This window comes from Streptomyces sp. NPDC005899 (assembly GCF_040629645.1).
In the GTDB taxonomy this organism is placed as follows: domain Bacteria; phylum Actinomycetota; class Actinomycetes; order Streptomycetales; family Streptomycetaceae; genus Streptomyces.
In genome coordinates, this window is sequence record NZ_JBEXWB010000035.1 from 1 (window position 1) to 21,662 (window position 21,662).

The 21,662-nt window shown below is 67.8% G+C and carries 16 protein-coding genes and 2 pseudogenes; 14 read left to right on the forward strand and 4 right to left on the reverse strand.

What is annotated here, in order from left to right:
- Positions 1-103 precede the first annotated feature (103 nt).
- Entirely contained in the window at positions 104-2,749 is a 2,646-nt protein-coding gene (locus tag ABZ371_RS07295) for a glycoside hydrolase family 97 catalytic domain-containing protein (protein ID WP_358674773.1), read from the reverse strand.
- Positions 2,750-3,427: 678 nt separating this feature from the next.
- Between ABZ371_RS07295 and ABZ371_RS07300 the strand changes: the two genes are divergently transcribed.
- Genes ABZ371_RS07300 through ABZ371_RS07310 form a run of 3 tightly spaced genes read left to right on the forward strand, consistent with a single transcriptional unit; the run spans position 3,428 to position 6,590 of the window.
- Positions 3,428-4,687 (forward strand): ABC transporter substrate-binding protein, encoded by a 1,260-nt coding sequence (locus ABZ371_RS07300; RefSeq protein WP_358674829.1) that lies wholly within the window; start codon positions 3,428-3,430, stop codon positions 4,685-4,687.
- Entirely contained in the window at positions 4,684-5,685 is a 1,002-nt protein-coding gene (locus ABZ371_RS07305; RefSeq protein WP_358674776.1) for a sugar ABC transporter permease, read from the forward strand. The genes ABZ371_RS07300 and ABZ371_RS07305 overlap by 4 nt, the downstream gene beginning before the upstream one ends.
- Positions 5,682-6,590 (forward strand): carbohydrate ABC transporter permease, encoded by a 909-nt coding sequence (locus ABZ371_RS07310; protein ID WP_358674779.1) that lies wholly within the window; start codon positions 5,682-5,684, stop codon positions 6,588-6,590. Before ABZ371_RS07305 ends, ABZ371_RS07310 begins: the two co-directional genes overlap by 4 nt.
- Positions 6,591-6,726: 136 nt before the next feature.
- On the opposite strand, the gene ABZ371_RS07315 is transcribed toward ABZ371_RS07310, so the two are convergent.
- A complete protein-coding gene (locus ABZ371_RS07315) occupies positions 6,727-7,929 on the reverse strand; it encodes a helix-turn-helix domain-containing protein (RefSeq protein ID WP_358674782.1) in 1,203 nt (400 codons plus the stop codon).
- A 170-nt stretch (positions 7,930-8,099) separates the two neighbouring features.
- Between ABZ371_RS07315 and ABZ371_RS07320 the strand changes: the two genes are divergently transcribed.
- From ABZ371_RS07320 to ABZ371_RS07355, 8 genes and pseudogenes are all read left to right on the forward strand, one after another.
- A complete protein-coding gene (locus tag ABZ371_RS07320) occupies positions 8,100-9,440 on the forward strand; it encodes an MFS transporter (RefSeq protein ID WP_358674785.1) in 1,341 nt (446 codons plus the stop codon).
- Positions 9,437-10,993 (forward strand): NAD(P)/FAD-dependent oxidoreductase, encoded by a 1,557-nt coding sequence (locus ABZ371_RS07325; RefSeq protein ID WP_358674787.1) that lies wholly within the window; start codon positions 9,437-9,439, stop codon positions 10,991-10,993. The genes ABZ371_RS07320 and ABZ371_RS07325 overlap by 4 nt, the downstream gene beginning before the upstream one ends.
- Positions 10,990-12,162, forward strand: a complete 1,173-nt coding sequence (locus ABZ371_RS07330; protein ID WP_358674790.1) for a zinc-binding dehydrogenase — start codon at positions 10,990-10,992, stop codon at positions 12,160-12,162. The genes ABZ371_RS07325 and ABZ371_RS07330 overlap by 4 nt, the downstream gene beginning before the upstream one ends.
- A gap of 291 nt (positions 12,163-12,453) precedes the next feature.
- Entirely contained in the window at positions 12,454-13,938 is a 1,485-nt protein-coding gene (locus tag ABZ371_RS07335; protein ID WP_358674832.1) for an alpha-galactosidase, read from the forward strand.
- A gap of 315 nt (positions 13,939-14,253) precedes the next feature.
- Positions 14,254-14,790, forward strand: coding sequence for an NAD(P)H-dependent oxidoreductase (locus tag ABZ371_RS07340; RefSeq protein WP_358674792.1), 537 nt, complete (start codon positions 14,254-14,256; stop codon positions 14,788-14,790).
- A complete protein-coding gene (locus ABZ371_RS07345; RefSeq protein WP_358674794.1) occupies positions 14,685-15,251 on the forward strand; it encodes a flavin reductase family protein in 567 nt (188 codons plus the stop codon). Before ABZ371_RS07340 ends, ABZ371_RS07345 begins: the two co-directional genes overlap by 106 nt.
- Before the next feature lie 92 nt (positions 15,252-15,343).
- A pseudogene (locus tag ABZ371_RS07350) lies at positions 15,344-15,460 on the forward strand (nuclear transport factor 2 family protein); the annotation flags it as partial.
- A 131-nt stretch (positions 15,461-15,591) separates the two neighbouring features.
- Positions 15,592-15,849 carry a hypothetical protein gene (locus tag ABZ371_RS07355; protein ID WP_358674838.1) on the forward strand — a complete coding sequence of 86 codons (258 nt, stop codon included), beginning with the start codon at positions 15,592-15,594 and terminating at the stop codon, positions 15,847-15,849.
- A gap of 204 nt (positions 15,850-16,053) precedes the next feature.
- On the opposite strand, the gene ABZ371_RS07360 is transcribed toward ABZ371_RS07355, so the two are convergent.
- Complete coding sequence (locus ABZ371_RS07360) at positions 16,054-16,905, reverse strand: IclR family transcriptional regulator (protein WP_358674797.1); 852 nt, start codon at positions 16,903-16,905, stop codon at positions 16,054-16,056.
- An 89-nt stretch (positions 16,906-16,994) separates the two neighbouring features.
- On the opposite strand from ABZ371_RS07360, the gene ABZ371_RS07365 reads away from it, so the two are divergent.
- On the forward strand, positions 16,995-17,945 hold the full coding sequence (locus ABZ371_RS07365) for an amidohydrolase family protein (protein WP_358674800.1): 951 nt from the start codon (positions 16,995-16,997) through the stop codon (positions 17,943-17,945).
- A 55-nt stretch (positions 17,946-18,000) separates the two neighbouring features.
- The gene (locus tag ABZ371_RS07370; RefSeq protein WP_358674803.1) at positions 18,001-19,446 is read left to right on the forward strand and encodes an amidohydrolase family protein; all 1,446 of its coding nucleotides are present in this window, start codon (positions 18,001-18,003) and stop codon (positions 19,444-19,446) included.
- 452 nt (positions 19,447-19,898) lie between these two features.
- Here the strand turns inward: ABZ371_RS07370 and ABZ371_RS07375 are convergent, their stop codons facing one another.
- The gene (locus ABZ371_RS07375) at positions 19,899-21,005 is read right to left on the reverse strand and encodes a ricin-type beta-trefoil lectin domain protein (RefSeq protein WP_358674806.1); all 1,107 of its coding nucleotides are present in this window, start codon (positions 21,003-21,005) and stop codon (positions 19,899-19,901) included.
- A gap of 315 nt (positions 21,006-21,320) precedes the next feature.
- On the opposite strand from ABZ371_RS07375, the pseudogene ABZ371_RS07380 reads away from it, so the two are divergent.
- Positions 21,321-21,560 (forward strand): annotated as a pseudogene (locus ABZ371_RS07380) (hypothetical protein); the annotation flags it as partial.
- Positions 21,561-21,662: the final 102 nt, after the last annotated feature.

Genomic DNA, 21,662 nt, shown 5'->3' on the forward strand with positions numbered 1-21,662 from the left:
CCGGCATTCAACCGGGGGCGCGCGCCTCTCCGCGAGGTCTCGACGCAGGGCGAGACACGCAGGGTGCCTTCTGTCCCGCTCTGCGCCCGGGCGGAGCAGCAGGTCAGCTACGGGCCCACTTCTGGTTGGCGGCGCCGCTGCAGGGCCAGATGATCGCCTGGGTGCCGTTCGCGGTGCCGCCGTCATACGCGTCCAGGCACTTGCCGGACGCCACGTTGACGATCGCGCCACTGGAGGTGACGCGCCACTGCTGGCTGGGCGTGTCGTTGCAGTCACTGATCACGACGGCGCTTCCGTCGGCGGTCGCGCCACCGGTGACGCCCAGGCATTCGGTGGGGTAGATCCTTAGCTGATTGGAGGCCGTGGAGGTCCAGGTCTGATTGGCGCCGCCGTTGCAGGTCCACAGAGCCGGCCGGGTGCCGTTGTCCGTCGCGTTGTTGGGGAGATCGAGACAGCGGCCGGATGCCTGACCCTTGACCGGCCCGGCCACCGCGGCACGTGCCCACTTCTGGTGCGCGCCGCCGTCACAGCGGCGGATCTCCATCGCCGTGTCGTCAGCCGTGCCGTGGCCTCGGGCGGTCAGACACTTGCCCGACGCGGGGTTCACCACGGATCCGTCCGCTCCCACGGACCACCGCTGGGCTCCGGTCCCGTTGCACGACCAGATCTGCACCACTGTTCCATCGGCCGCGCCACCCCCGTCGACATCCAGGCACTTGCCGTCGAAGACGGTGAGCTGCTGGGACGGGGTCTGCGTCCATACCTGGTTGGGATCGCCGTTGCACTCCCAGAGTTTGACGTCCGTCCCGTCGGTCCGCGCACTGCCGGGCACATCGACACACCGGCCGGACTCCTGGCCCTTGAGCACACCGTCGTTGTCGGCCGAGCCGCAGGTCGTCATCCCGGCGGTGTACGGGCACAGAGCGGAGGCGAAACCGCCGTTACGCGGCATCGGCACGGAGAGGTTGTCCGCAGCGGTGACCACCCTGGTCTCCCGTACGAGTGGGCCGGGGCCGTCGCGTACGGTCTCCATCAGCCACTGACCGCCTCCGAGGAAGCTCAGCGGTGACTGGAACGTCTTCGCGGCTACGGCGGATATCCCGCCGACGAACCACCTGCCGCCCGCCCGGCGGGCCATGTAGGTCTCCTGACCCGGGGCGCCGGCGAGGAGCCGCGACTCGTCCCAGGCTGTCGGGAGCTGGTCGAGGATACGCAGTGCGTCGGGCCGTGACTGGTAGCTCTCGGGGTTGTCCGCGTAGTGCTGCCACCCCGACTCGAACACCACCGCGGTCGCCAGTTCGTGGGCGTCGGTGGTGTCCCGGTTGCTCAGGCTGAAGACGACGGGTGTGAAGTCCATGCTGGAGACGACGTTGCGGGTGAACGGAAGCACGGTGTTGCGCGCGGCTCGGTTGTTCTGCTGTTCCGCGCCGTAGACCGCTTCTCCCGTCATGACATGCGGCCAGGTGCGCTGCATGCCGCGCGCCGTGGCGGCTCCGTGGAAGTTGACCAGCAGTTCGAGCTGGGCGGTCCGGGCGAGCACGGCGTCGTACCACTTGAGGGTGGGCTGAGTGTACTCGTAGCTGAAGTCGATCTTCACTCCGGCGACGCCCCAGCTCTTGACGAGGGGCAGCCACCGCTCGCGCTGCTCAGCGGTCTGGAGGGCGGAGGAGTTGAACCAGGCGATCACCTTGACGCCTCGCGTCTCGGCGTAGTCCACGAGGTCAGGCATCCAGCTCGACTGCCATCCCTCGTCGACCAGGACGTAGTCCCAGCCGTGGTGCTGGGCGAAGTCGATGTACTCCCGCTGCCGGGCGGGGTCGGAAGGGCTGGAGTGCTCGGTCAGCCAGGACCAGGCGGAGGCGCCGGGCTTGATCCACGAGGTGTCGCTCACCTTCGAGGGCGGTGCGAGGTCGTCGACGAGGGTCGAGGTGGTCACGGTCGCCAGGTCGCCGACGGCGGCGGTACGCCATGGGGTGGACAGCGGCAGAGTCGCGGTGACCGGAGCGTCGGTGATCTTCGTGGAGTAGGTACCCGATCCGGCCTGGTGAGTCAGGCGGCTGCCCGCGTAGCGCCCGTCCAGGTCGGTCTCGGCCAGCAGCGCGTAGTTCGATTCGACCTGGAAGAGCGCGGGGACCGCGTAGTCGTTCGCCGGGGCCCCACCCGCGGTCGTGCTGAGCCACTGGCCCTGGTCCTCGCGGTGGCCAGGGACTACCCAGGCCCTGGCCGACGTAGGCACCGTCCAGGACGACGCCTCCCGCTCGACCGTCACACTGCCTGAGCCGGGCAGCGTGTACCGGTAGGCGGCGCCGGTGCTGGATACACGCACCACGACGTCCAGTCGTGCCCCGCCGGCGCCCGTGAAGGACAGGGTCGTCTGGGCGTACGCGGTCTGCTGGGTGCGCTTCTTGCCGGTCGTCATCGTGTACGACTCGGTGACCGTCCGGTCCTGACGTCCGGTGAAGGCTAGGCCCTTGCTCAGATCGGCGGCAGTGGTCTCGATGCCGATGGGGGCCGGGCTCAGCACGGCCGTTCCCAGACGGGACACCCCGAAACTCAGCTTCCCGCCGTCGGCGTCGAGGCTGACCTGAGCGGATACCGGCGAGCCTGCGGTCGGTCCGGCGACCGTCCAGGTCGTGACCGGGGCGACCGCCGCCGCGTGAGCGGGAACTGCTGGGAGTACGGCGGCGGCCAGAGCGGCTGCCAACCCATACATGGACAAGAGCGCGGTTCTGAACTTCCTCTCGCGCATACGTCGCATTCCTTTGGTGGGGGATAGTGCGCCACAGTGTGGAGTTGTGTTTGATTCAACGTCAATGCTTCGCACAAGAATGAACTGAAAAGTGGTTAGTGCGCTGCCCTGCGCAGAGGACGCCGACCCTCCTTCGCCACGACGCTGGGGCCCGGATGAGGGCGTCGAGCGTTGCTGCCGACAAGCAATTTATCGAGTGGGGGAGAGTCGCGCGCGTGTGTCCGCGCGACAGGGAAAGCCCTTTCTTGTCGGCGGCATTGGTGAGGTGCCGACATCACGCCCGGAAGTCGCCCAGGCTGACCTGCGCATCTGTCAACTCGTGCACACTGGGGCCGACTTGACGGCAGTCCGGCGTGCTGTGGCGTGCGGTGGAGGGGCACTCGCTCGACTGTGTCGGATTCCAATGTTGTTTGTGGTGGGAAACGTTGACCGAGGTCGCGGGGCAGCGTAGAACTACGGCTGCGATCGATTGCGTTGCAACTTGGTGGCTTCTGTTGGAATCGTCCCGGCAAGGTGCGGACAGGATTCACCCCGGCTGAATTCGACCGCCGTCACCCGTCGCTCAATTACTCACGTCATGGAGACACTATGTCGGTTGTCGACCCTCAGAACGACGTTGTCCCTTCCCATTACACGCGCAGAGGCGTGCTCCGTGGCGTGGGTGCCGCCGGGCTGACGGTGGCCGCGGGTGGACTGCTCTCGGCTTGCGCGGACGGCTCGGAGTCCGACGCTTCGGACGAGTCGTCGGGCCCCGTGGCGGGAAGCACGGTCACCTTCGGTTCGAACTACTCGGACCCCGCGACCAAGGCGGCCTTCGCCACGCTCACCGAGTCCGCGGCAGCTTCGAGCAAGGTGAAGGTCAAGATCAACACCGTTGACCACAACTCCTTCCAGCAGAACATCACCAGCTATCTGCAGGGCACACCGGACGACCTCTTCACCTGGTTCGCCGGCTACCGCATGCAGTACTTCGCCGCCCAAGGGCTGGCCGAGCCGATCGATGACGTGTGGGAGAAGATCGGCGGCAACTTCGGTCCCGTCGCCAAGCAGCTCTCCACGGGCCTCGACGGCCACCAGTACTTCGTGCCCCTCTACAACTACCCCTGGGTCGTGTTCTACCGGAAGAGCCTGTTCGCGAAGAACGGCTACACCGTCCCGACCACCTGGGACGCGTACTTGACGCTGTGCAAGAAGATGAAGTCGGACGGCCTCATCCCCATCGCGTTCGGGGACAAGGACGGCTGGCCGGCCCTGGGCACGTTCGACATCCTCAACATGCGGATCAACGGTTACGACTACCACGTCAAGCTGATGAAGCACGAGATCCCCTGGACCGATCAGGGCGTGCACAACGTCTTCCAGCACTGGGCCGAGATGATGCTGTACGTACAGAGCGGCGCCAACGGCCGGATCTGGCAGGACGCGGCGAAGACTCTGGAATCCAAGCAGGCCGGGATGATGTTCCAGGGCACCAACCAGGTTGCCGCGCAGTTCGTCAGCGACAAGGCCGACCTGGGCGATCTGGACTTCTTCCCCTTTCCCGCGATCAACCCGAAGTGGGGCCAGGACTACATGGACGCGCCCACCGACGGCTTCATGCTGAGCAAGAAGGCCAAGAACCCCGCAGCGGCCAAGGCCGTTCTGGAGTACATCGGCACGGGTGAGGCCGAAGCCGAGTACCTCAAGACCGATCAGTGGGACGTCGGTCTGGCCAAGGGCCTGTCGGTCCCGACGTACAACGCCATCCAGAAGAAGTCGGTGGACGAGATCGCCAAGTGCAAGGCCGTCGCCCAGTTCATGGACCGGGACGCCGACCCCGCCATGGCCACCGCGATGATCTCCCTCATCCAGAAGTTCATAGGCGACCCCAGCACCGGAGGCATCACGTCGCTGCAGAAGAGCGCCGAGTCCCAGGCGAAGGCGATCTACACCGGATGAGCACCATGACCCGCACACATCGGGCGCCCGCACCTCCCGGTGCGCCGCCCACCCGGCGGAAGCGACGTGTCCGACGCCTGGACCCGCGCGACCGCCTCGTCGCCACCCTGCTCCTCTGCGTTCCCCTGCTGCTCAGCCTGTCCTTCGTGTGGCTGCCGGCGCTCGGCACCGTGCTGTTGTCGTTCACGCGGTGGAACGGTGTCGGTGACCTGCGTACCGAGGCCTGTGACCCCGCGCTGCCGTCGATCCTCAACAACGGCTGTGTGAACGGCGTCCAGAACTACCACCAAGCCGCCACCAACTATCCGGAGTTCTGGCCCGCGGTCCAGCACAACCTCATCTGGCTGGCCGTCTTCGTCGTGATCGCCACCCCGCTCGGGATGTTGTTCGCCGTGGTCATCGACCGTGGCATCAGCGGCAGCCGCATGTACCAGAGCGTCCTCTTCCTGCCGGTCATGCTCTCGCTGGCGCTCGTCGGCATCATCTGGGAGTTCATGTACTCGCAGAACTACGGGGTGATCAACACCGTCATCGGGCGTGCCGGCGACGACAACGCCATCGACTGGCTCGGCAACCCGGATCTGAACCTGTGGGCCGTCCTCCTGGAGGCCACCTGGCGGCAGGCGGGGTACGTGATGGTCCTCTACCTGGCGGGTCTGAAGGCGGTCGACCCGACTCTCAGGGAAGCCGCCAGGATGGACGGCGCCAACGCCTGGCAGACGTTCTGGCAGGTCGTCTTCCCGGCCATGAAGCCGATCAACATCGTCATCATGGTCATCACCGTCATCGAGTCGCTCCGGGCGTTCGACCTCGTCTACATCACCAACAAGGGCATCAACGGACTGGAGCTGCTGTCGGTCCTGGTCACCGCCAACATCGTCGGTGAGACCCAGCGGGTCGGCTTCGGATCCGCGCTGGGCGTCGTGCTCCTCCTGATCTCACTGGTGCCGATCAGCCTCTTCCTCCACCAGACCTTCCGCAAGGAGGAAACACCGTGAGTTCCGAGACGCTGCCAGGGACCGCGGCCCCGGCGGGCGGGTTCCGCACCGTACGCGCGCGGGGCCAGCTCCTTTCCCAGATTTTCCTTGTCAGCGCGTCCGTCCTGTGGCTGCTGCCGATCCTGTTCGCGCTCTATATCGCGGTCCGTCCGTACTCCGACACGCGTAGGCACGGATACGTCTCGCTCCCGCGCGAGCTGACACTGAGCAACTTCGGCGACGCATGGTCCCAGGCGAACATGGGGCGGTTCTTCTGGAACTCGATCCTGATCACGGTCCCGGCGGTCGTCATCGTGCTCCTGCTGGCCTCCGGTGCGGCCTTCGTTCTCACCAGGGTGAACGTCAAGGTCAACGTGGCCCTGCTCATCCTGTTCACGGCCGGGAACCTGCTGCCCCAGCAAGTGATCATCACACCGCTGTTCCGGATGTACCTGCAGATTTCGCTGCCGTCCTTCCTCGCGGACAGCGGCCTGATGTACAACTCCGCCTTCGGCCTCATCGCGATCAACGTGGCCTTCCAACTGGGCTTCTGCGTCTTCGTCCTGAGTAACTACATGAAGTCCATCCCGGGGGAGATGTACGAAGCCGCGCTCGTGGACGGGACCAGCTTGTGGACGCGGTTCTGGCGACTCACGGTTCCCCTCTGCCGGCCTGCCCTGGCCGCGCTGGCCACCTTGCTGACGACCTGGATCTACAACGACTTCTTCTGGGCCATCACGCTGATGTCGTCCGGCGACAAACGCCCGGTCACCTCCGCGCTGGCCAACCTCCAGGGGCAGTTCGTGAGCAACCAGAACCTCATCGCGGCCGGCGCCATGATCGCGGCGGTCCCGACCCTGGTGGTCTACATCCTGCTGCAGAAGCAGTTCATCGCAGGGCTCTCCCTCGGATCCAGCAAGGGATGAGCGGGGAGAGCGAGGGGGAGTGGGTGAGCCAGCACGAGCGTGTGTGATCCCGTCGCCGTATTCACTGTGAAGTCAACGTGTCGGCAGAGAGGTACCGCCGCCTCCCTCAGGGGCGGCGGTACCTCTGGGGCAGGAGTCAGGCGCCCCGGCGGTTCAGCAGCCACCACGACGTCACCAGGTCCTCGGTGCGACGGAGGTCCAATCCGGTGAGCTGTTGGAACCGGTTCACCCGGTATCGCACGGTGTTCGGATGGACGGCGAGTCGGCGGGCGACCTCCCGCACGTCCTGGTCGCAGTCGAGATACGCGCGGGCGGTCTCCTCGATCTCACCGCTCGAACGCCCTGCGGCATCGAGTGCGGCCAGATGCCGTGTGGCGAGGCCCTCGGCAATGCGTGCGTCGGAGAGTACGAGCGGTCGCGGCCCGAGGTCTGTCAGGCGCACGACGCCCGACATGGCGAATCGCCGCGCGGTCTCCAGCGCCAGCACCGCCTCGTCGAACGCGGTCGCGAGTTGATCGAGGGGGAGCGGCGGGCCGGCGGCGACCAGGTGGCCCGCGACGGCTTCGGGTGCTTTGGGTGCGATGAAGCCCAGGACCGCCCCGACCTGGGCGAGCAGGAGCCGATCGGCGGGTACGTGGACGGCTGAGGCGATGGCGCGGCGGACCGCGTCGGCGTCGTCGGCTGACGTGGCCCGCGCGGCCAAGGCCACGTAGTCGGTCTGGGGGGCGAGCCCGAAGAGGGGCGCGTCGCTGTTGATCCGTTCAGCGGGGAGCGCCCCGCTGAGCACGCCGCCCGCGTAGGCCGAGCGGCGTTCGGCGTCGAAGTGCGCACGTTCCAGAGCGAGTTCGTGCTGGACCCTGGCGAACACCGTGGACGCCTCGTTGGAGAACTCCCAGGTGCTGTCGTGAACGGCGAGCAGGAAGTCGGGGGGCAGGCCCACCTCTGCCGCGACCTCGTCCACCAGGGCGAGCATCTCCCTGGATCCCAACTGGTAGCCGATGGCGAGTGCGTCCAGCGGAAGTCCCCGGGCGGCGCGCTCGACCGCGTACTCACCGAGCATGTCGCGGAGAGCCGGGTCGGGGACGCGCAGGGAGGAGAGCTCCGAGACGAGGATGTCCATGAACCGTCGGGCGGACGCGCGGATCTCGTCGTCCGAGAGCACCGCGTAACTCGGGACGTGCGTCCGGACGAGGGTCAGGTATCGGTCCGCGAAGACATCACCCAGTGTGCGCAGTCGCACGGCGGCCGCGACCACCGCAGTGCGTGTCGGGTCATCGAGGGTGGCGAGGTCCGGCATCCTCCGAAGGACCGGCCAGGCCGTGGGGATCTCGTTCTCCATGGAGGAGAGCCTATACGTGGATTTTGTTCGCTGGAACAAAAATGTTGCGATGATGCTATCCGGTCCCCCGTAGTCCGTGAGGCATTGCGCGGCCACACTGTGGCGAAGCTCGTGGTGACCTTGTTCCGGCTGCCATATCGAGCACTCTTCAACGGCGAAGGGATCTCTCCGTGGCACGTCCCCTCACGAAGCCTTCGGGCCGCGCGTCCGCATCGCGTTCATCGGCGGGTTATGTACTCGGGCTGCTGTTCGTCGGTAACCTGCTCAACTTCTACGACCGGGCGTTGCCGTCTGTCGTGCTGGAGCCGATCAAGGACGAGTTCGCCCTTGACGACACCCAGGTCGGCATTCTGTCCTCGGCGTTCGTACTCGTCGCCGCCCTGGCCGGCATCCCCCTGGGCCGCCTCGCCGATCGGGTCCCGCGCCAGGCGGTCGCGGGCTGGGGACTCTTCGCGTGGAGCGCCTTCACGGCGGCGGGCGGACTGCTGACCAGCTTCTGGGGATTCTTCGCCTCGCGCGTCGGTGTGGGCATCGGCGAGTCCAGCTACGCGCCGGCCACCGGATCGCTGCTCTCGGACCTCTATCCGAGCGAGCGCCGCTCCAGAGCCCATTCCCTGTTCATGCTCGGCTTCCCGATCGGCACGCTGCTCGCCTTCCTCACCGCCGGTGGACTCACTGTCGCGTTCGACAGCTGGCGGGCACCGTTCCTCATCGCGGCGGTGCCCGGCATCGTCGTCGCCTTCCTCGTGCTGCGCATCCGCGAGCCCGAGCGGGGAGCCGCCGACCCGGCGGGCCTCGCCGTCCCCGCCCCGCGCGAGGGCCGCAAGGAATCCCTCCTCGCACTGATGAGGGTCCGTTCCATGTACGGCATGCTCATCGCTTTCGCCGGGCACAACTTCGCGGCCTACGCGATCGGTACCTTCCTCACCCCCGTGCTGCAGCGCTACTACGGCCTCTCCCTCGTCGACGCCGGCGTGGTCGGCGGCGTCGTCGTCGGCGTCACCGGACTGGTCGGCCTGCTGGCAGGGGGCAGGGTGCTCGACCGGGCGGCCAGGAGGTCGCCCGAGGCCCGCGTCCGGGTGGCGGCCGTCAGCCTCGCCGGGGCCGCGGTGTTCTCGTTCGTCGGCCTCGCCGCAGGTCAGGGGGCGCTGTGGCAGCTGGTGGTCTTCCTGAGCCTGGGCTACCTCCTCGGCATCGTCTACCTGGCGGCGGCCGTCCCGGTGGTGGCCGATGTCATCCGGCCCGAACGGCGGTCGGGCGCGCTCGGTCTGCTCTTCGCTGTCGGCTACCTGCTCGGAGGTGCCGGCGGACCAGTCGTCGTCGGAGTCCTCTCCGACCACCTGGCCGCAGGTTCCGCTTCGGCGGTGGAAGCATCCGCACACGGCTTGCGGACGGCGATGACGATCACCGTCCCGCTCGCCTTCGCGGTCGCCGCCGTCGGCATGTACCTCGCGTCACGACACGTCCGGGCAGACCGCCACTCGATGTTCTTCAAGGAGGCCACAGCATGACCCGCGCGGACACCACCACGACGGCCGGCGAGGAAGGGGCGACCCCTGCGGTCCAGCACGTGCGGGTCCTCATCGTCGGCAGCGGATTCTCCGGAATCGGACTGGGGCGCACCCTGAAGAAGTCGCGGTTCACCGACTTCCTGATTCTCGAACGATCGACCGACGCCGGGGGAGTCTGGCAGGCGAACAGCTACCCCGGCTGCAGGTGCGACGTACCGTCCCACCTGTACTCCTTCTCCTTCGCCCCCAACCCGGACTGGTCCTCGACGTACTCCCCGCAACCGGAGATCCAGGCGTACCTGGCACGGTGCCTCGACCGCTTCGGACTGCGCCCGCACCTGCGCACGGGGATCGAGGTCGAAGGGGCCCGGTGGGACGAGGACGAGCAGCTCTGGCACGTTACGACGAGTGCGGGGCCCTGGACGGCGCAGGTTTTTGTCAGCGCGGTGGGCCCCCTGACCGAACCCAAGCTCCCCGATGTGCCGGGCATGGACCGCTTCCGCGGGAAGATCATGCATTCCGCGCGCTGGGACCACGACCACGACCTCGCCGGTGAGCGTGTGGCGTCGATCGGGACAGGCGCCTCCGCGATCCAGTACGTCCCCGAGATAGCTGACCGGATCGACACCCTGTACGTGTTCCAGCGCAGCGCCCCGTGGATCACGCCGCACGACGGCAGGGCGATCACCGACGCCGAACGTGAGCGGTTCCGGGCCCGGCCGCGGCGCCAGCGGGCCGAGCGCGCCAAGGTGTACGTCACCAAGGAGCTCCTGGTGCTCGGCTTCGCCAAGCGGCCCAAGCTCATGGCCATGATCGAACGCCTGGCGCGTCACCACCTGGAGCGACAGGTGAAGGACCCGTCCCTGCGCCGGGCGCTCACGCCCGACTTCACTCTCGGCTGCAAACGCGTCGTCCCTTCGAACGCCTGGTATCCCGCCCTTCAGCAGCCGAACGTCGAGCTCGTACCGCAGGCACTGCGCGAGATTCGCGAGCACAGTGTGATCGACGCGGACGGCGTCGAGAGGGAGATCGACACCATCATCTTCGGAACCGGCTTCCACGTCACCGACATCCCGTTCGCCGGCAGGGTACGCGGCCGTGACGGCGAGCTGATGAACGTCGCGTGGGCAGGGTCACCGCGTGCGTACCTCGGTGTGTCCGTCCCCGGCTTCCCCAACTTCTTCATGTTCCTCGGGCCCAACTCCGGTCTGGGACACAGCTCGATGGTCTACATGATCGAGGCACAGGCGGAGCACGTGAAGAACGCGATCCGGGCCCTCGACGTCTCCGGCTCGACGTCCATCGAGGTGGACCGGCGGGCACACGACACCTACAACGACGACCTCGACCGAAAGCTGGCGAAGTCGGTGTGGGAGCTCGGCGGCTGCCGGACGTTCTACCAGGACGCCAACGGGCGCAACGCCACCATCTATCCCGACTGGACCTTCCGATTCCGTCGCCAGGCTGTCCGGTGGAAGCCGGAGGCCTACCACCTTGCCACAGGGCCCCACGCCATGGACCAGCAGGCGGCAGTGACCACGGAGGCCTCATGAGGGCAGCGAGTCTGACCCAGGGACGGCTGGAAGTCGTCGATCTGCCGAGGCCACGCCCTGGAGCCGGCCAGCTGCTGCTCGAGGTCAAGCGGTGCGGGATCTGCGGCTCCGATCTCCATTGCCGTCTGCACGCCGACCAGTTGGCCGACGTGCTGGACCTTTGCGGATACCCCCGCTACGTCCGCTCCGACCAGAGCGTGGTGCTCGGCCACGAGATCTTCGGTGAGGTCGTCGACCACGGACCGTGGAGCGTGGGCGCGGTCAGGACCGGCACACCGGTCGTCAGTATCCCGCTGGTGAGACGGGGACGGCAGGTCGATGGCGTCGGACTGTCCACGTCCGCCCCAGGTGGGTACGCCGAGCACGTCGTCGTGCAGGAGGCGCTGACCCTCCCCGTTCCGAACGGACTTCCCGCCGACCTCGCCGTGCTCACCGAGCCCATGGCGGTGGCATGGCACGCGGTGAACCGTGGCGAGGTGACCCGCAAGGACGTCGCGATCGTCCTCGGCTGCGGTCCGGTGGGCCTCGCGGTCACCTCCGTACTCAAAGCCAGGGGCGTCGGCACCGTCGTAGCCAGCGACTACTCCGCGGGCCGCCGGTCGCTCGCCGGGAAGTGCGGTGCCGACGTCGTGGTCGACCCCGCGGTCGAGTCGCCCTGGGAGAGTGCCTCGGCCGGGCACGGATTCATGGCCACCATGCCCGACGAGTACAACGCGGGGATCGACGCGGTCGAAGGCTTGGCCCGATTGCCCATGCCCTGGTGGACGGCATGGCGCGCACTGGAAGCGGTCGGCCGGACCCGCCCGCACCGCCCGGTCGTGTTCGAGTGCGTCGGGGTACCCGGCATGATCGACGGCATCCTGGCCGGCGTGCCGCTGCACTCGCGCGTCGTCGTCGTGGGGGTCTGCATGGGGCCCGATACGTTCAGGCCCTCCCTGGCCGTGAACAAGGAACTCGACCTGCGGTTCGTCGTCGGGTACACGCCACTGGAGTTCCGGGACACCCTTCACGCCCTCGCCGACGGCTCTCTGGACGCCTCCCACCTCGTCACCGGCCGTGTGGGACTGGGTGGCGTCGCGGCGGCGTTCGCGACCCTTGCCGAGCCAGAGGTTCACGCCAAGATCCTCATCGACCCCTCACTCGACGCCGACCGGATTCTCCCGCAGTGATGTGCGTACCCCCTTGACACGTTCGGATCACGGCGGTCTTATGTGGGAGTTCTTGTTCGTACTTGTTGAATTGTGCGCCAAAAATCTAGGTAGGAGCCGCACATGCTCAGCGAACAGCACAGTTTCAGGCAACGGTTAGCGGCTTCGGTCGCTTCACTGACGTTAGCTGCCGGCGGTTTGACCGGCGCGGCCGTGGTGACAGCAGGAGTCACGGCCGGGACGCAGATCGCCGCCGTCGCCTCCGCACCGGAGGCCGCGGCGCTGGAGAACGGCCTGGCCCGGACGCCTCCGATGGGCTTCAACAACTGGAACACCACAGGCTGCGGAGCGCAGTTCAACGAGGCGATGATCAAGGGCATCGCCGACATCTTCGTCGAGAAGGGTCTCAAGGACGCCGGCTACGAATACGTCAATCTCGACGATTGCTGGGCTTTGCCCTCGCGGAACGCCGCAGGCAATCTGGTCCCCGACCCGGTTCGCTTCCCGAACGGTATCAAGGCCGTCGCGGACTACGTGCACTCCAAGGGGCTGAAGTTCGGCCTGTACTCCAGCGCGGGCACCAAGACCTGTGCGGACGAAGGATTTCCGGGCGGCCTCGGGCATGAGAAGCAGGACGCCCAGCAGTGGGCCTCCTGGGGCGTCGACTACCTGAAGTACGACAACTGCAACAACACCGGCGCCGACGCGCGGACCCGGTACAAGACGATGGGCGACGCACTCGCCGCCACCGGCCGCCCGATCCTCTACAGCATCTGCGAGTGGGGCTCCAACTCACCCTGGAACTGGGCGCCGGCCATCGGCAACGCCTGGCGCACCACCGGCGACATCAACGACACCTGGTCGAAGATGCTCGAGAACACCCATGAGAACCAGCCCCGGGCGCAGTACGCCAAACCCGGTGCGTGGAACGACCCGGACATGCTGGAAGTCGGCAACGGCGGCATGACCGACACCGAGTACCGCACCCACTTCAGCCTGTGGGCGCAGATGGCCGCACCTCTGCTCATCGGCAGCGACATCCGCACCGCGAGCGAGGCGACGCTGAGCATCCTGGAGAACCGCGACGTCATCGCCGTCGACCAGGACCCCCTGGGCAAACAGGGCACCGTCGTCGCCTCCTCCGGCGGACTCGTCGTGATGACCAAGCAGCTGGCCAACGGCGACCGCTCAGTCACCCTTACCAACGAGAGCGGCTCCACCGCCACCGTCAGTACCACGGCCGCCGCGGTCGGGCTGCCGGGCGCGGCCTCGTACAAGCTCTCCAACCTGTGGTCCAAGGCGGTGTCGTCGACGAGCGGCATGATCAGCGCGTCGGTGCCCGCCCACGGCACCGTGATGTACCGGGTCTCGCTGGGCACCGGCAGCAGCATCGGTACGCCCCACCCGCTGATCAGCGCCTCCTCCCAGCGTTGCCTGGATGTGGAAGGCGCCGAGACGGAGCCCGGGACGAAGATCGAGATCTGGGACTGCAACGGCCGGCCCAACCAGGCCGTGACGCTCACCGCCGCAGGTGAGCTGCGCCTCTACAACGGCACGCAGTGCGTCGACGTCCACGAGAACGGGACCACCCGGGGCACCGCGGTGCAACTGTGGACGTGCAACGGCGGGGCCAACCAGCAATGGAAGCTCAACCCCAACGGGACCATCACCGGCGTCCAGTCGGGACTGTGCCTCGATGTCACAGGCGGCGACAAGCCGGCAGGCAATGTCAACGGCACCGCGCTGGAGCTGTGGACGTGTAACGGGGGTGCCAACCAGCAGTGGATCCTGGGCTGATCCGCCGTGCCCCCGCGGAAGCGGACTGCTGAGGCCGATGTGTGACCGCTCCAAGATGACAGCTCAATAGGTGCACCGGAGGTCGGCGCCGGCACGGCACGGGTCTCCGGTGCACCTCATGCATCCATGGAGTACTGCGATCACCCGCCCTACGAACGCGTCCGACGTGCGGTTTCCGAGTAACGACCAGGGATGGCGCATGCTGTTTCGTCGGTAGTCGGTCCTCGCCAGTGCACTCGGCGGACTACTCCAAGCGCAGCGGCAAGCACATGCCCCGGTGTGACCTGGAGGTGATCGCTTACGAATGAGCAGATTTTGACTGCGAGCAAGCTGGAAATCATCGTGGCGCGCACGCGCCCCGGGCGCGTCGGCCCGAGCGTCGCCCGCTGGATCGAGTCGCAGGCCGCGAAACAGGGGGGCTTCGACGAGATAGAGGTGGTGGACCTCGCCGAGGTGAACCTGCCTTTCATGAACGAACCCCACCACCCGAGGCTCGGCCGCTACACCCATCAGCACACGCGGGAGTGGAGCGCCAAAGTCGCCGAAGCGGACGCGTCTCTTGCGCTGTCGGACCAGCGGGGCAGCCATTTGCGCCCGACGCCCAAGGCTGTCCGACCGGTTTGGCCCCCCAGCCCAATGCGAGGGCGAGGAGACGATCGGTTGACTGGGACGCAGTCCGTGTCGTCGCTACCGGGTTCCGCCACAGCCAGAACAGAGCGTGGAGTCCGCTCGCCTTGGAGGCCGCCGTGCCCACATCCGCCCCCACCGCAACAGACCAGCCCCTCACCGCGCCCGATCCGACGGCCTTCCGTCATGTCCTCGGCCACGTCCCGACCTCGGTGTGCGTGGTGAGCGCCGAGACTCCGACCGGGCCGGTAGGTGTCACGGTCGGTAGCTTCGTCTCTGTGTCGCTCGACCCACCACTGGTGGCGTTCCACGCCGGCGGGACCTCGGCCAGTGCCGAGGCGATCGTTGACGCCGGGCACTTCTGCGTGAACGTCCTGACCGAGGACCAGCAGGACGTGTGCGCCGCGTTCGCCCGACGGACGGCGGACCGGTTCGCCACCGGCAGCTGGGAGTCCGCGCCAAGCACGGCCCCGCGTCTGGTCGGGGCGGCGGCCTGGATCGTGTGCGACGTGGAGGGCAGTGTTCCTGTGGGGGACCATGTGATGGTGGTGGGCCGCGTACGGGAGTTGGCCGCGGCTGACGGACAGCGCAGGCCCCTGCTCTTCCACCGCGGCCGACTGGTCCGCCTGGACCGCGCACACGGCGTGCACGCGCCCACGCACTCCTTCGGCTGGTGGGACCGGTGAATCTCCGGAACTCTCCCGGGACGGACATCGACCTTGTCACTCAGACCGCCCTGCGGGAGCGCCAAGGCCGCGACCGCGGTTGGTGGGGCCAGATGCGGGACTGCTACTGGCCCGACTCCACGGTCAACCTCAGCTGGCATCAGGGCACGGGCCCCGGATTCGTCGACGCCTCCGAAGCCATGGCGGGGCGCGGTGACGCCAGCGTGCACCGGCTGTCTCCGCCCACGGTGCAGATCGCCGGTGACCGGGCCTTCGTCGAGCTGCCCGCAGGTATCGAGGTACGGACCACCGTCGACGACGTCGCCGTCGACCTCGTCTCGTACACCCGCATCGTGCACGCATGGAGTGTCGCGACGGCCTCTGGCGCATCCTCGGTCTGGACTGCGTCTATGAGCGCGACGGGATCAGCCCGGTCCTGCCTGGCCGGCCGGTTGCGCTCACTCCTGACGACCTCGCACCGAACCGGAGCTCGTACGCGATTCTCACCTGGCACCTGGCCCGGCGCGGCTACGCGGTCTCCGGCGATCTCATGGGCGACGACCAGCCCGAACGGGTGGCGGCCTTCTACGCCGAGACGCTGAAGTGGGTCCACGGTTGACGGAACCGTGCACTCCGGTTGCGTCGCGAGCCCGACCAGGGCCCTCGAACTCACAGGCGGGATTTGCCTGCGGCACAGGGCGAGGCGTCGCGTCGTGCTGTGACGGCGGTATCCGTCGCAGGTGGCGAGAGGCGTAGAACCGGGGCGGACGCGGGTGGGGCGCGGACATCCATCGGTCCGACGCGCCCAGACCGCGCGCCGGCCTCACGCAGAGGTGGGGGCGTCGCCGGGACGCGCCGCCCGTCCGCCGTCCTCCCCGAGACGGCGGGAGATCGCACGGGCTGTCGCCCGCACCGCTGGGACGTAGCCTGCCTCTGCGAAGCCGGTACTGGGCGCTACGACCGACAACGCTGCCACCACCTCACTGCCCTCCCGTACCGGCGCGGCCACGGTGTCCAACGGCCAGGGGTGGCTCTGCCGACCGAAAGCGTGATCACCGCGCCGTACCTCCGCGAGGGCGCGGCGCAGATCAGCCGTGGTGCAGATGTCGTCATGGCCCTGTCGGAGACGGCCCTCGCCGGGCTCGTAAGTGGCGATGGCGTGGTCCTGGACGGCCGTCGGAGCGAAGGCGAGCAGTACCAAGCCGACGCCGGTGGTGGTGAGCGGAAGGCGTCCTCCCACGCGGTAGTGGACGGGGCTGGCGTCGAGCGCTGAGAGCCGCTCGACGAGCAGTGCCTCGCCCTGCTCGCGCACGGCGAGCAGCACATGCTGTCGCGTGACGTGGAAAAGGTCTTCCATGTAGGGCATGGCCACGGATCTCAGCCCGTGGCCCCGCGGCGCCAGGGAAGCGGTCTCCAGCAGGCGCAACCCCACCACGAAGCGGCCGTCGTCGAGACGCTCGAGCGCACCCGCATGGACGAGTGACCGGGCGAGCCGCAGAGCGCTGCTGCGGGGGATGCCGCTCCGCTGGGCGAGCTCGGCGAGAGTCTGCGCACGATGGTCGGCGTCGAACGCACCGAGCAGGGCGAACGCCCGATCGATGACCGGTTGCCCCTCAGCGGGCTTCCCGCCACGACGCAGCGGAGCGCCCTCCCCGGAATTCGATGTTTCATTCATCGGCATCACACATGCCATCCTACGGCGCCATTCCTACGCTGGTTGAGGTACGGACCCGCTATCAAGGGAGCACATCATGACCGCACATCATGACCCCCACCGGCCTCATCGATGTCCACGCCCACTTCGTCACCGAGAGCTACGTCGCGGCGGCCCGGTCCGCCGGCATCAAACACCCCGACGGAATGCCCGGCTGGCCCACGTGGAGCGTCGAACAGCACCTCGACCTCATGGACCACTCGGGAATCGAGAAGTCCTATCTATCGGTCTCCTCCCCGTCGGTGCACTTCGGCGACGACGAAGCGGCCCGCGCCCTCGCGCGCGAGGTCAACGAGTTCGGCGCCGGCGTCCGCGTCGAGCGTCCCCAGCGGTTCGGACACTTCGCCTCCCTGCCCCTGCCCGATCTCGAGGGCTCACTCGCTGAAGCCGCCTACGCCCTCGACGTACTCGGCGCGGACGAGGTCGCCGTCGAGACCAACCACCACGGTGTCTACCTCGGCGACCCCCGGTTCGAACCGCTGTGGGAGCACCTCGACCGCCGCGGAGCCCTCGTCTTCGTCCACCCCACGTCACCGCCCCACGCCGACGAACTCGCCCTCGGCCGGCCCCGGCCGACGCTGGAGTTCCTCTTCGACACCGCCCGCACTGCGAGCGACCTGCTCCTGCGCGGCGTCCTGACCCGCCACCCCCGGATCCGCTGGGTGCTGACCCACGGCGGGGGAGCGCTGCCGCTGCTCGCCGACCGCATCGACATGTTCAGCGCCGTGTTCCGCGACAGCTCCACGGACGCCCCCAGCGCCCTGGAGCAGTTCGGCCGCCTCTGGTACGACATGGCCGGGACGCCCTTCCCGCGCCAGATCCCGGCCCTGGACGCCGCGTTCGGCACCGAGCGCCTCCTGTACGGCAGCGACTACTGCTGGACACCTGCCGAAGGTGCGCTCGCCCAGGTCGCGTCAGTCGACTCGGCGGCCCAGCCGTCCGCCACCGACACCTGGCGCGACCTCACCACCCGCAACGCGGGGCGCCTGTTCACCGGGTGACGGCCGCCCGAAACCCGACGTCGTGATGGACACCAAGACACCATCAAGGAGAGACATGAGCAGGTACGTCAAGCCGTCCTCGATCAAAGGGCGCGTGGTGGTGCGGGACGTCACCGTGGTCGACCCGCTGGACGGGCGCCGCACGCCCGGCCAGGACGTGGTGGTCGAAGGGAGCCGGATCGCGTCCGTGACGGCGACCGGTGCCCCGGTCGCGGACGCGCACCTGGTGGAGGGCCGAGGACGCTTCCTCGTCCCGGCATACATGGACATGCACATGCACGCTCTGAACACGCCGGGGGACGTCGACGGAACCTACGCTCTGATGCTCGCGAACGGTGTCGTCGGATTCCGCCAGATGTCGGGTAACAGGGCGCTGCTGAAGTCCCGCCGCGAAGGCACGTTGCCCAGGCCGACCGGTGCGCCGGCCCTGAAAGCGACCGCTGGTGACCTGCTGACCCCGCTGAACGCCAGCACGGTCGACGGCGCGGTGCAGGCCGTGCGGGAACAGCACCGGGACGGTGCCGACTTCGTCAAGGCGGGCATGACGACGCGGGAGACGTTCCTGGCAGCCCTCAAGGAGGCGAACCGGCTGGGCATCCTCCTGGGTGGCCACCTGCCGGCCGACCTGGACCCCCGTGAGGCCGCGCGCGGCGGAACGTGGTCGATCGAGCACCTCGGTCCGGGTGTCACCGTGTTCGCTGCGGTTTCCTCCAAGGAGGGTGAAGTCCGCGCGAGCAACGCAACCCGCAAGCTGCCACCGATCCCCAAGATCAAGATCCCTGGCGCCGACAAGCTGGCGATGAAGTTGATCAAGGGAATGGTGACGAATCCCGCCACCAGCACGTCCGAGCGGGAGGCGCATGCCTACAACCTCGCCGACGGCTCCTATGACCAGGAGAAGGCCGAGGAGCTGGCGGCTCTGTTCGTCGAACACACCACCTGGCAGTGCCCGACCCTGATCCGGGTCCACACCCAGCAGTTCGGTGACTCCCCCGAACACACCCAGGACCCGCGGCGCCGCTACATGGCCCCCGAGGAACTCCGCGCCTGGGACAAGTCGTCGAAGAAGTTCTCCAAGCTTCCCGAAGCCACCCGCGACGCCCTGCACAACCACTGGGCCGCGCAACTGCGGATGACCAAGACCTTCGCAGACGCCGGAGTCCCGATGGTCGCCGGGACAGACGCCTGCGGAGCCGCAGGAATCATCCCCGGGTTCTCCCTCCACGACGAGTTCGATTACCTGGCGGAAGCCGGTCTCGACCCGTTGACCATCTTGCGGATGACAACGACCGAGCCGGCGCGGTTCCTGGGCGAGGAAGGAGCTTTCGGCCGGGTCGCTCCCGGCATGCCCGCCGATCTGGTGCTCCTGGAGGAGGACCCGCTGGAGGATCACACCGCCCTGCGCAAGATCACGGGAGTGATGAGGGACGGTTCCTGGTGGTCCCGTGCCGACCTGGACGCCGTCCTGGCGCGCATCGCCGCCAAGCCCGGCGCCCGCTGACGGCGCCCGAGGGCGCGCCGGTGGAGGGGCCTGCCAGGGGCCGCGCAGCGGCGTCCCATCGCCGCAGTTGCTATGTGGTGGCGGCGGAACTGTAATCGCGAGCACCTCAGGCTGGGCCCCTGATTCCGGCACGTGAAGCCCGGCAGACGGCCTTGCCGGGTTTCGCGCGGAGGGTGGGGAGATGCCGGGCAAGCGTAATCCGCAGGCGGTTGGAGTTCGGCCGGCTCAGGCGCAGTCCGCCCAACGAAGCTCAACTCCCGCAGGGGTCGGCCGCCGTTGTTCAACGAGGCCGACCAGCACGAGCGCCGTGCAGTGGAGGGTGGCATCAAGCGCCTCAACAGGCATCGGGCCGGGGCCAAGGGAGATGACGGGCCGTCAAGATCGCTCGAGGCTTCCACCACCGGGATCTTCCGGTGGCTGTCCGGCACGCGGCTCAGCAATCGTGCCGCAACTCACAGCAGCGTCCACTTCTGGTTGGATCCGCCGTTGCAGTCCCACAACACCAGTCGTGTGCCGTCAGAAGAGGAGCTCGCGGGCAGGTCCAGGCACCGTCCGGACGCCGGGTTGCGATACCCACCGTTGTAGGACTGCCAGACCTGGTTGGTTCCGCTGTTGCAGTCCCACAGGACCGTCTGGGTGCCGTTGGCCATACCCGCACCCTTGGCGTCCAGGCACTTGCCCAGCGCCCGTAGCGTGCCGTCCGCCGGGGCGGACCACCGCTGTGCGTCGGTGTTGTTGCAGGCCCACGACTGCACGGCGGTGCCGTTGTCGGACCTGCCTCCGTCGACGTCCATGCACTTGCCGGCGATCGCGGATCTCACCTGACCACCGATGGGGGCGGGTTCGCCGATCCACCCGGCAGCTTCGGCGGCCGCGATGCCATCGCGGAAGGCGGCGGACATCTTCCGGTAGCCGGCGTCATTCGGGTGCAGACCGTCGGCCAGATCGCCTGTGGTCAGACCACCCATGTCGACGTGGCGCACATGCTTGCCCGCAGCCTGCTTCGTCTGGACCATGCCGGGAATCCGCTGGTTGAACGCGCCTCTGTTCGCCTCGATCGTAGAGTTCGTGGAAACGGTCAGCGACGCGACCAGCACGGTCGCGTCAGGCGCCGTCGTCGTCACCTGGTCGATGAGCGCGCTGAGCCGGTCCGCGGCGGTAGGCACCTGATAATTCTGGCCCAGGTCGTTGGTGCCGATCATGAGGGTCACGACATTGGGCCGGTAGCGGCAGAGCGAGGCGTCCGCGATCGAGGAGATCTGGTCGATCCTCCAGCCGGAGTGGCCTTCGTTGTCGGGGTCCTGCATGGAGCCCGCTCGGGACGATCCCACGAAGTCCAGTGCGTACCCTCCGGCATTTAACTCGCTCCAGAGCGGGCCTCTGTAGCCGTTTCCGGTGCTGCTGCCGATTCCGTCGGTGATCGAGTCACCCAGCGGCATGAGGCGCAGCGCGGACGCCGCAGGCGCCTGCTCCGCCGCGGAGGCGGGCAGCGCGCCGCTCCAGAGCACACCTGCGGCGGTGGTCAACGCCAGGGGGAGAGTTGCGATGAACCTTTTCATCGACCAGTCCTCACTGTGGGTTCGATTGATCCAGGTTGGTCGGCGTCCGACGCTTCCGGATCGGCGCCGGGCCGTCCATGGCCGTCACCGGCAGCAGTCGACGAGTCTGTCCTCGGTCTATCGGCCCACTGCGGCGTTGTGGAGGTCGAGCACGCTCTGCCGAACAGAACTCAGTGGCTTCATGGAGGAGGCTCCCGAAACGTCTGGTCGCCGTGGGGGCGCTGTGCCATCCGGCTGGGAGCGCTCTCTGAAGCTAGCCAGCATGCATGGTCACGTCAACGCATTGACTGCATCGGGAAATTTTAGGTCCTGTTGATGGACCTTCTTGACAGGCGCCCGTGCCAGCGGTCTTATGTGCTTGCTGTCGTCGCTCCTCAGAAGAGCTTTCGGCGTCCACACGGTAGGTGCGCACGGTTCGCGGCCCTCGTCGGGCCGGACTTCGGGACCGGAGTGAACAGCAAGCGTCATCTTCCAGTCCTCGCTGGCGAGAAGTACGTACATGACCGCCCCCTCGCCGCCGTCTCCGCCTCCGTGCAGGCGGATGTCAGGGGCGTCGAAGCGCTGACCCTCCGGGCCGCGGACGCTGAGGACGGCAACGCCCTCGACCACACAGAACGGGCCGAGGTGACAGCGCACCGCGAAACCAGGTCCGGGTGC

What these genes read in the sequence shown, in the direction of transcription:
- ABZ371_RS07295 (WP_358674773.1), bottom strand. Translation starts at nt 2,749, where the DNA reads ATGCGCGAGAGGAAGTTCAGAACCGCGCTCTTGTCCATGTATGGGTTG.
- ABZ371_RS07375 (WP_358674806.1), bottom strand. Translation starts at nt 21,005, where the DNA reads ATGAAAAGGTTCATCGCAACTCTCCCCCTGGCGTTGACCACCGCCGCA.
- ABZ371_RS07325 (WP_358674787.1), top strand. Translation starts at nt 9,437, where the DNA reads ATGACCCGCGCGGACACCACCACGACGGCCGGCGAGGAAGGGGCGACC.
- ABZ371_RS07370 (WP_358674803.1), top strand. Translation starts at nt 18,001, where the DNA reads ATGAGCAGGTACGTCAAGCCGTCCTCGATCAAAGGGCGCGTGGTGGTG.
- ABZ371_RS07365 (WP_358674800.1), top strand. Translation starts at nt 16,995, where the DNA reads ATGACCCCCACCGGCCTCATCGATGTCCACGCCCACTTCGTCACCGAG.
- ABZ371_RS07335 (WP_358674832.1), top strand. Translation starts at nt 12,454, where the DNA reads ATGGGCTTCAACAACTGGAACACCACAGGCTGCGGAGCGCAGTTCAAC.
- ABZ371_RS07305 (WP_358674776.1), top strand. Translation starts at nt 4,684, where the DNA reads ATGAGCACCATGACCCGCACACATCGGGCGCCCGCACCTCCCGGTGCG.
- ABZ371_RS07360 (WP_358674797.1), bottom strand. Translation starts at nt 16,905, where the DNA reads ATGAATGAAACATCGAATTCCGGGGAGGGCGCTCCGCTGCGTCGTGGC.
- ABZ371_RS07330 (WP_358674790.1), top strand. Translation starts at nt 10,990, where the DNA reads ATGAGGGCAGCGAGTCTGACCCAGGGACGGCTGGAAGTCGTCGATCTG.
- ABZ371_RS07315 (WP_358674782.1), bottom strand. Translation starts at nt 7,929, where the DNA reads ATGGAGAACGAGATCCCCACGGCCTGGCCGGTCCTTCGGAGGATGCCG.
- ABZ371_RS07355 (WP_358674838.1), top strand. Translation starts at nt 15,592, where the DNA reads ATGGAGTGTCGCGACGGCCTCTGGCGCATCCTCGGTCTGGACTGCGTC.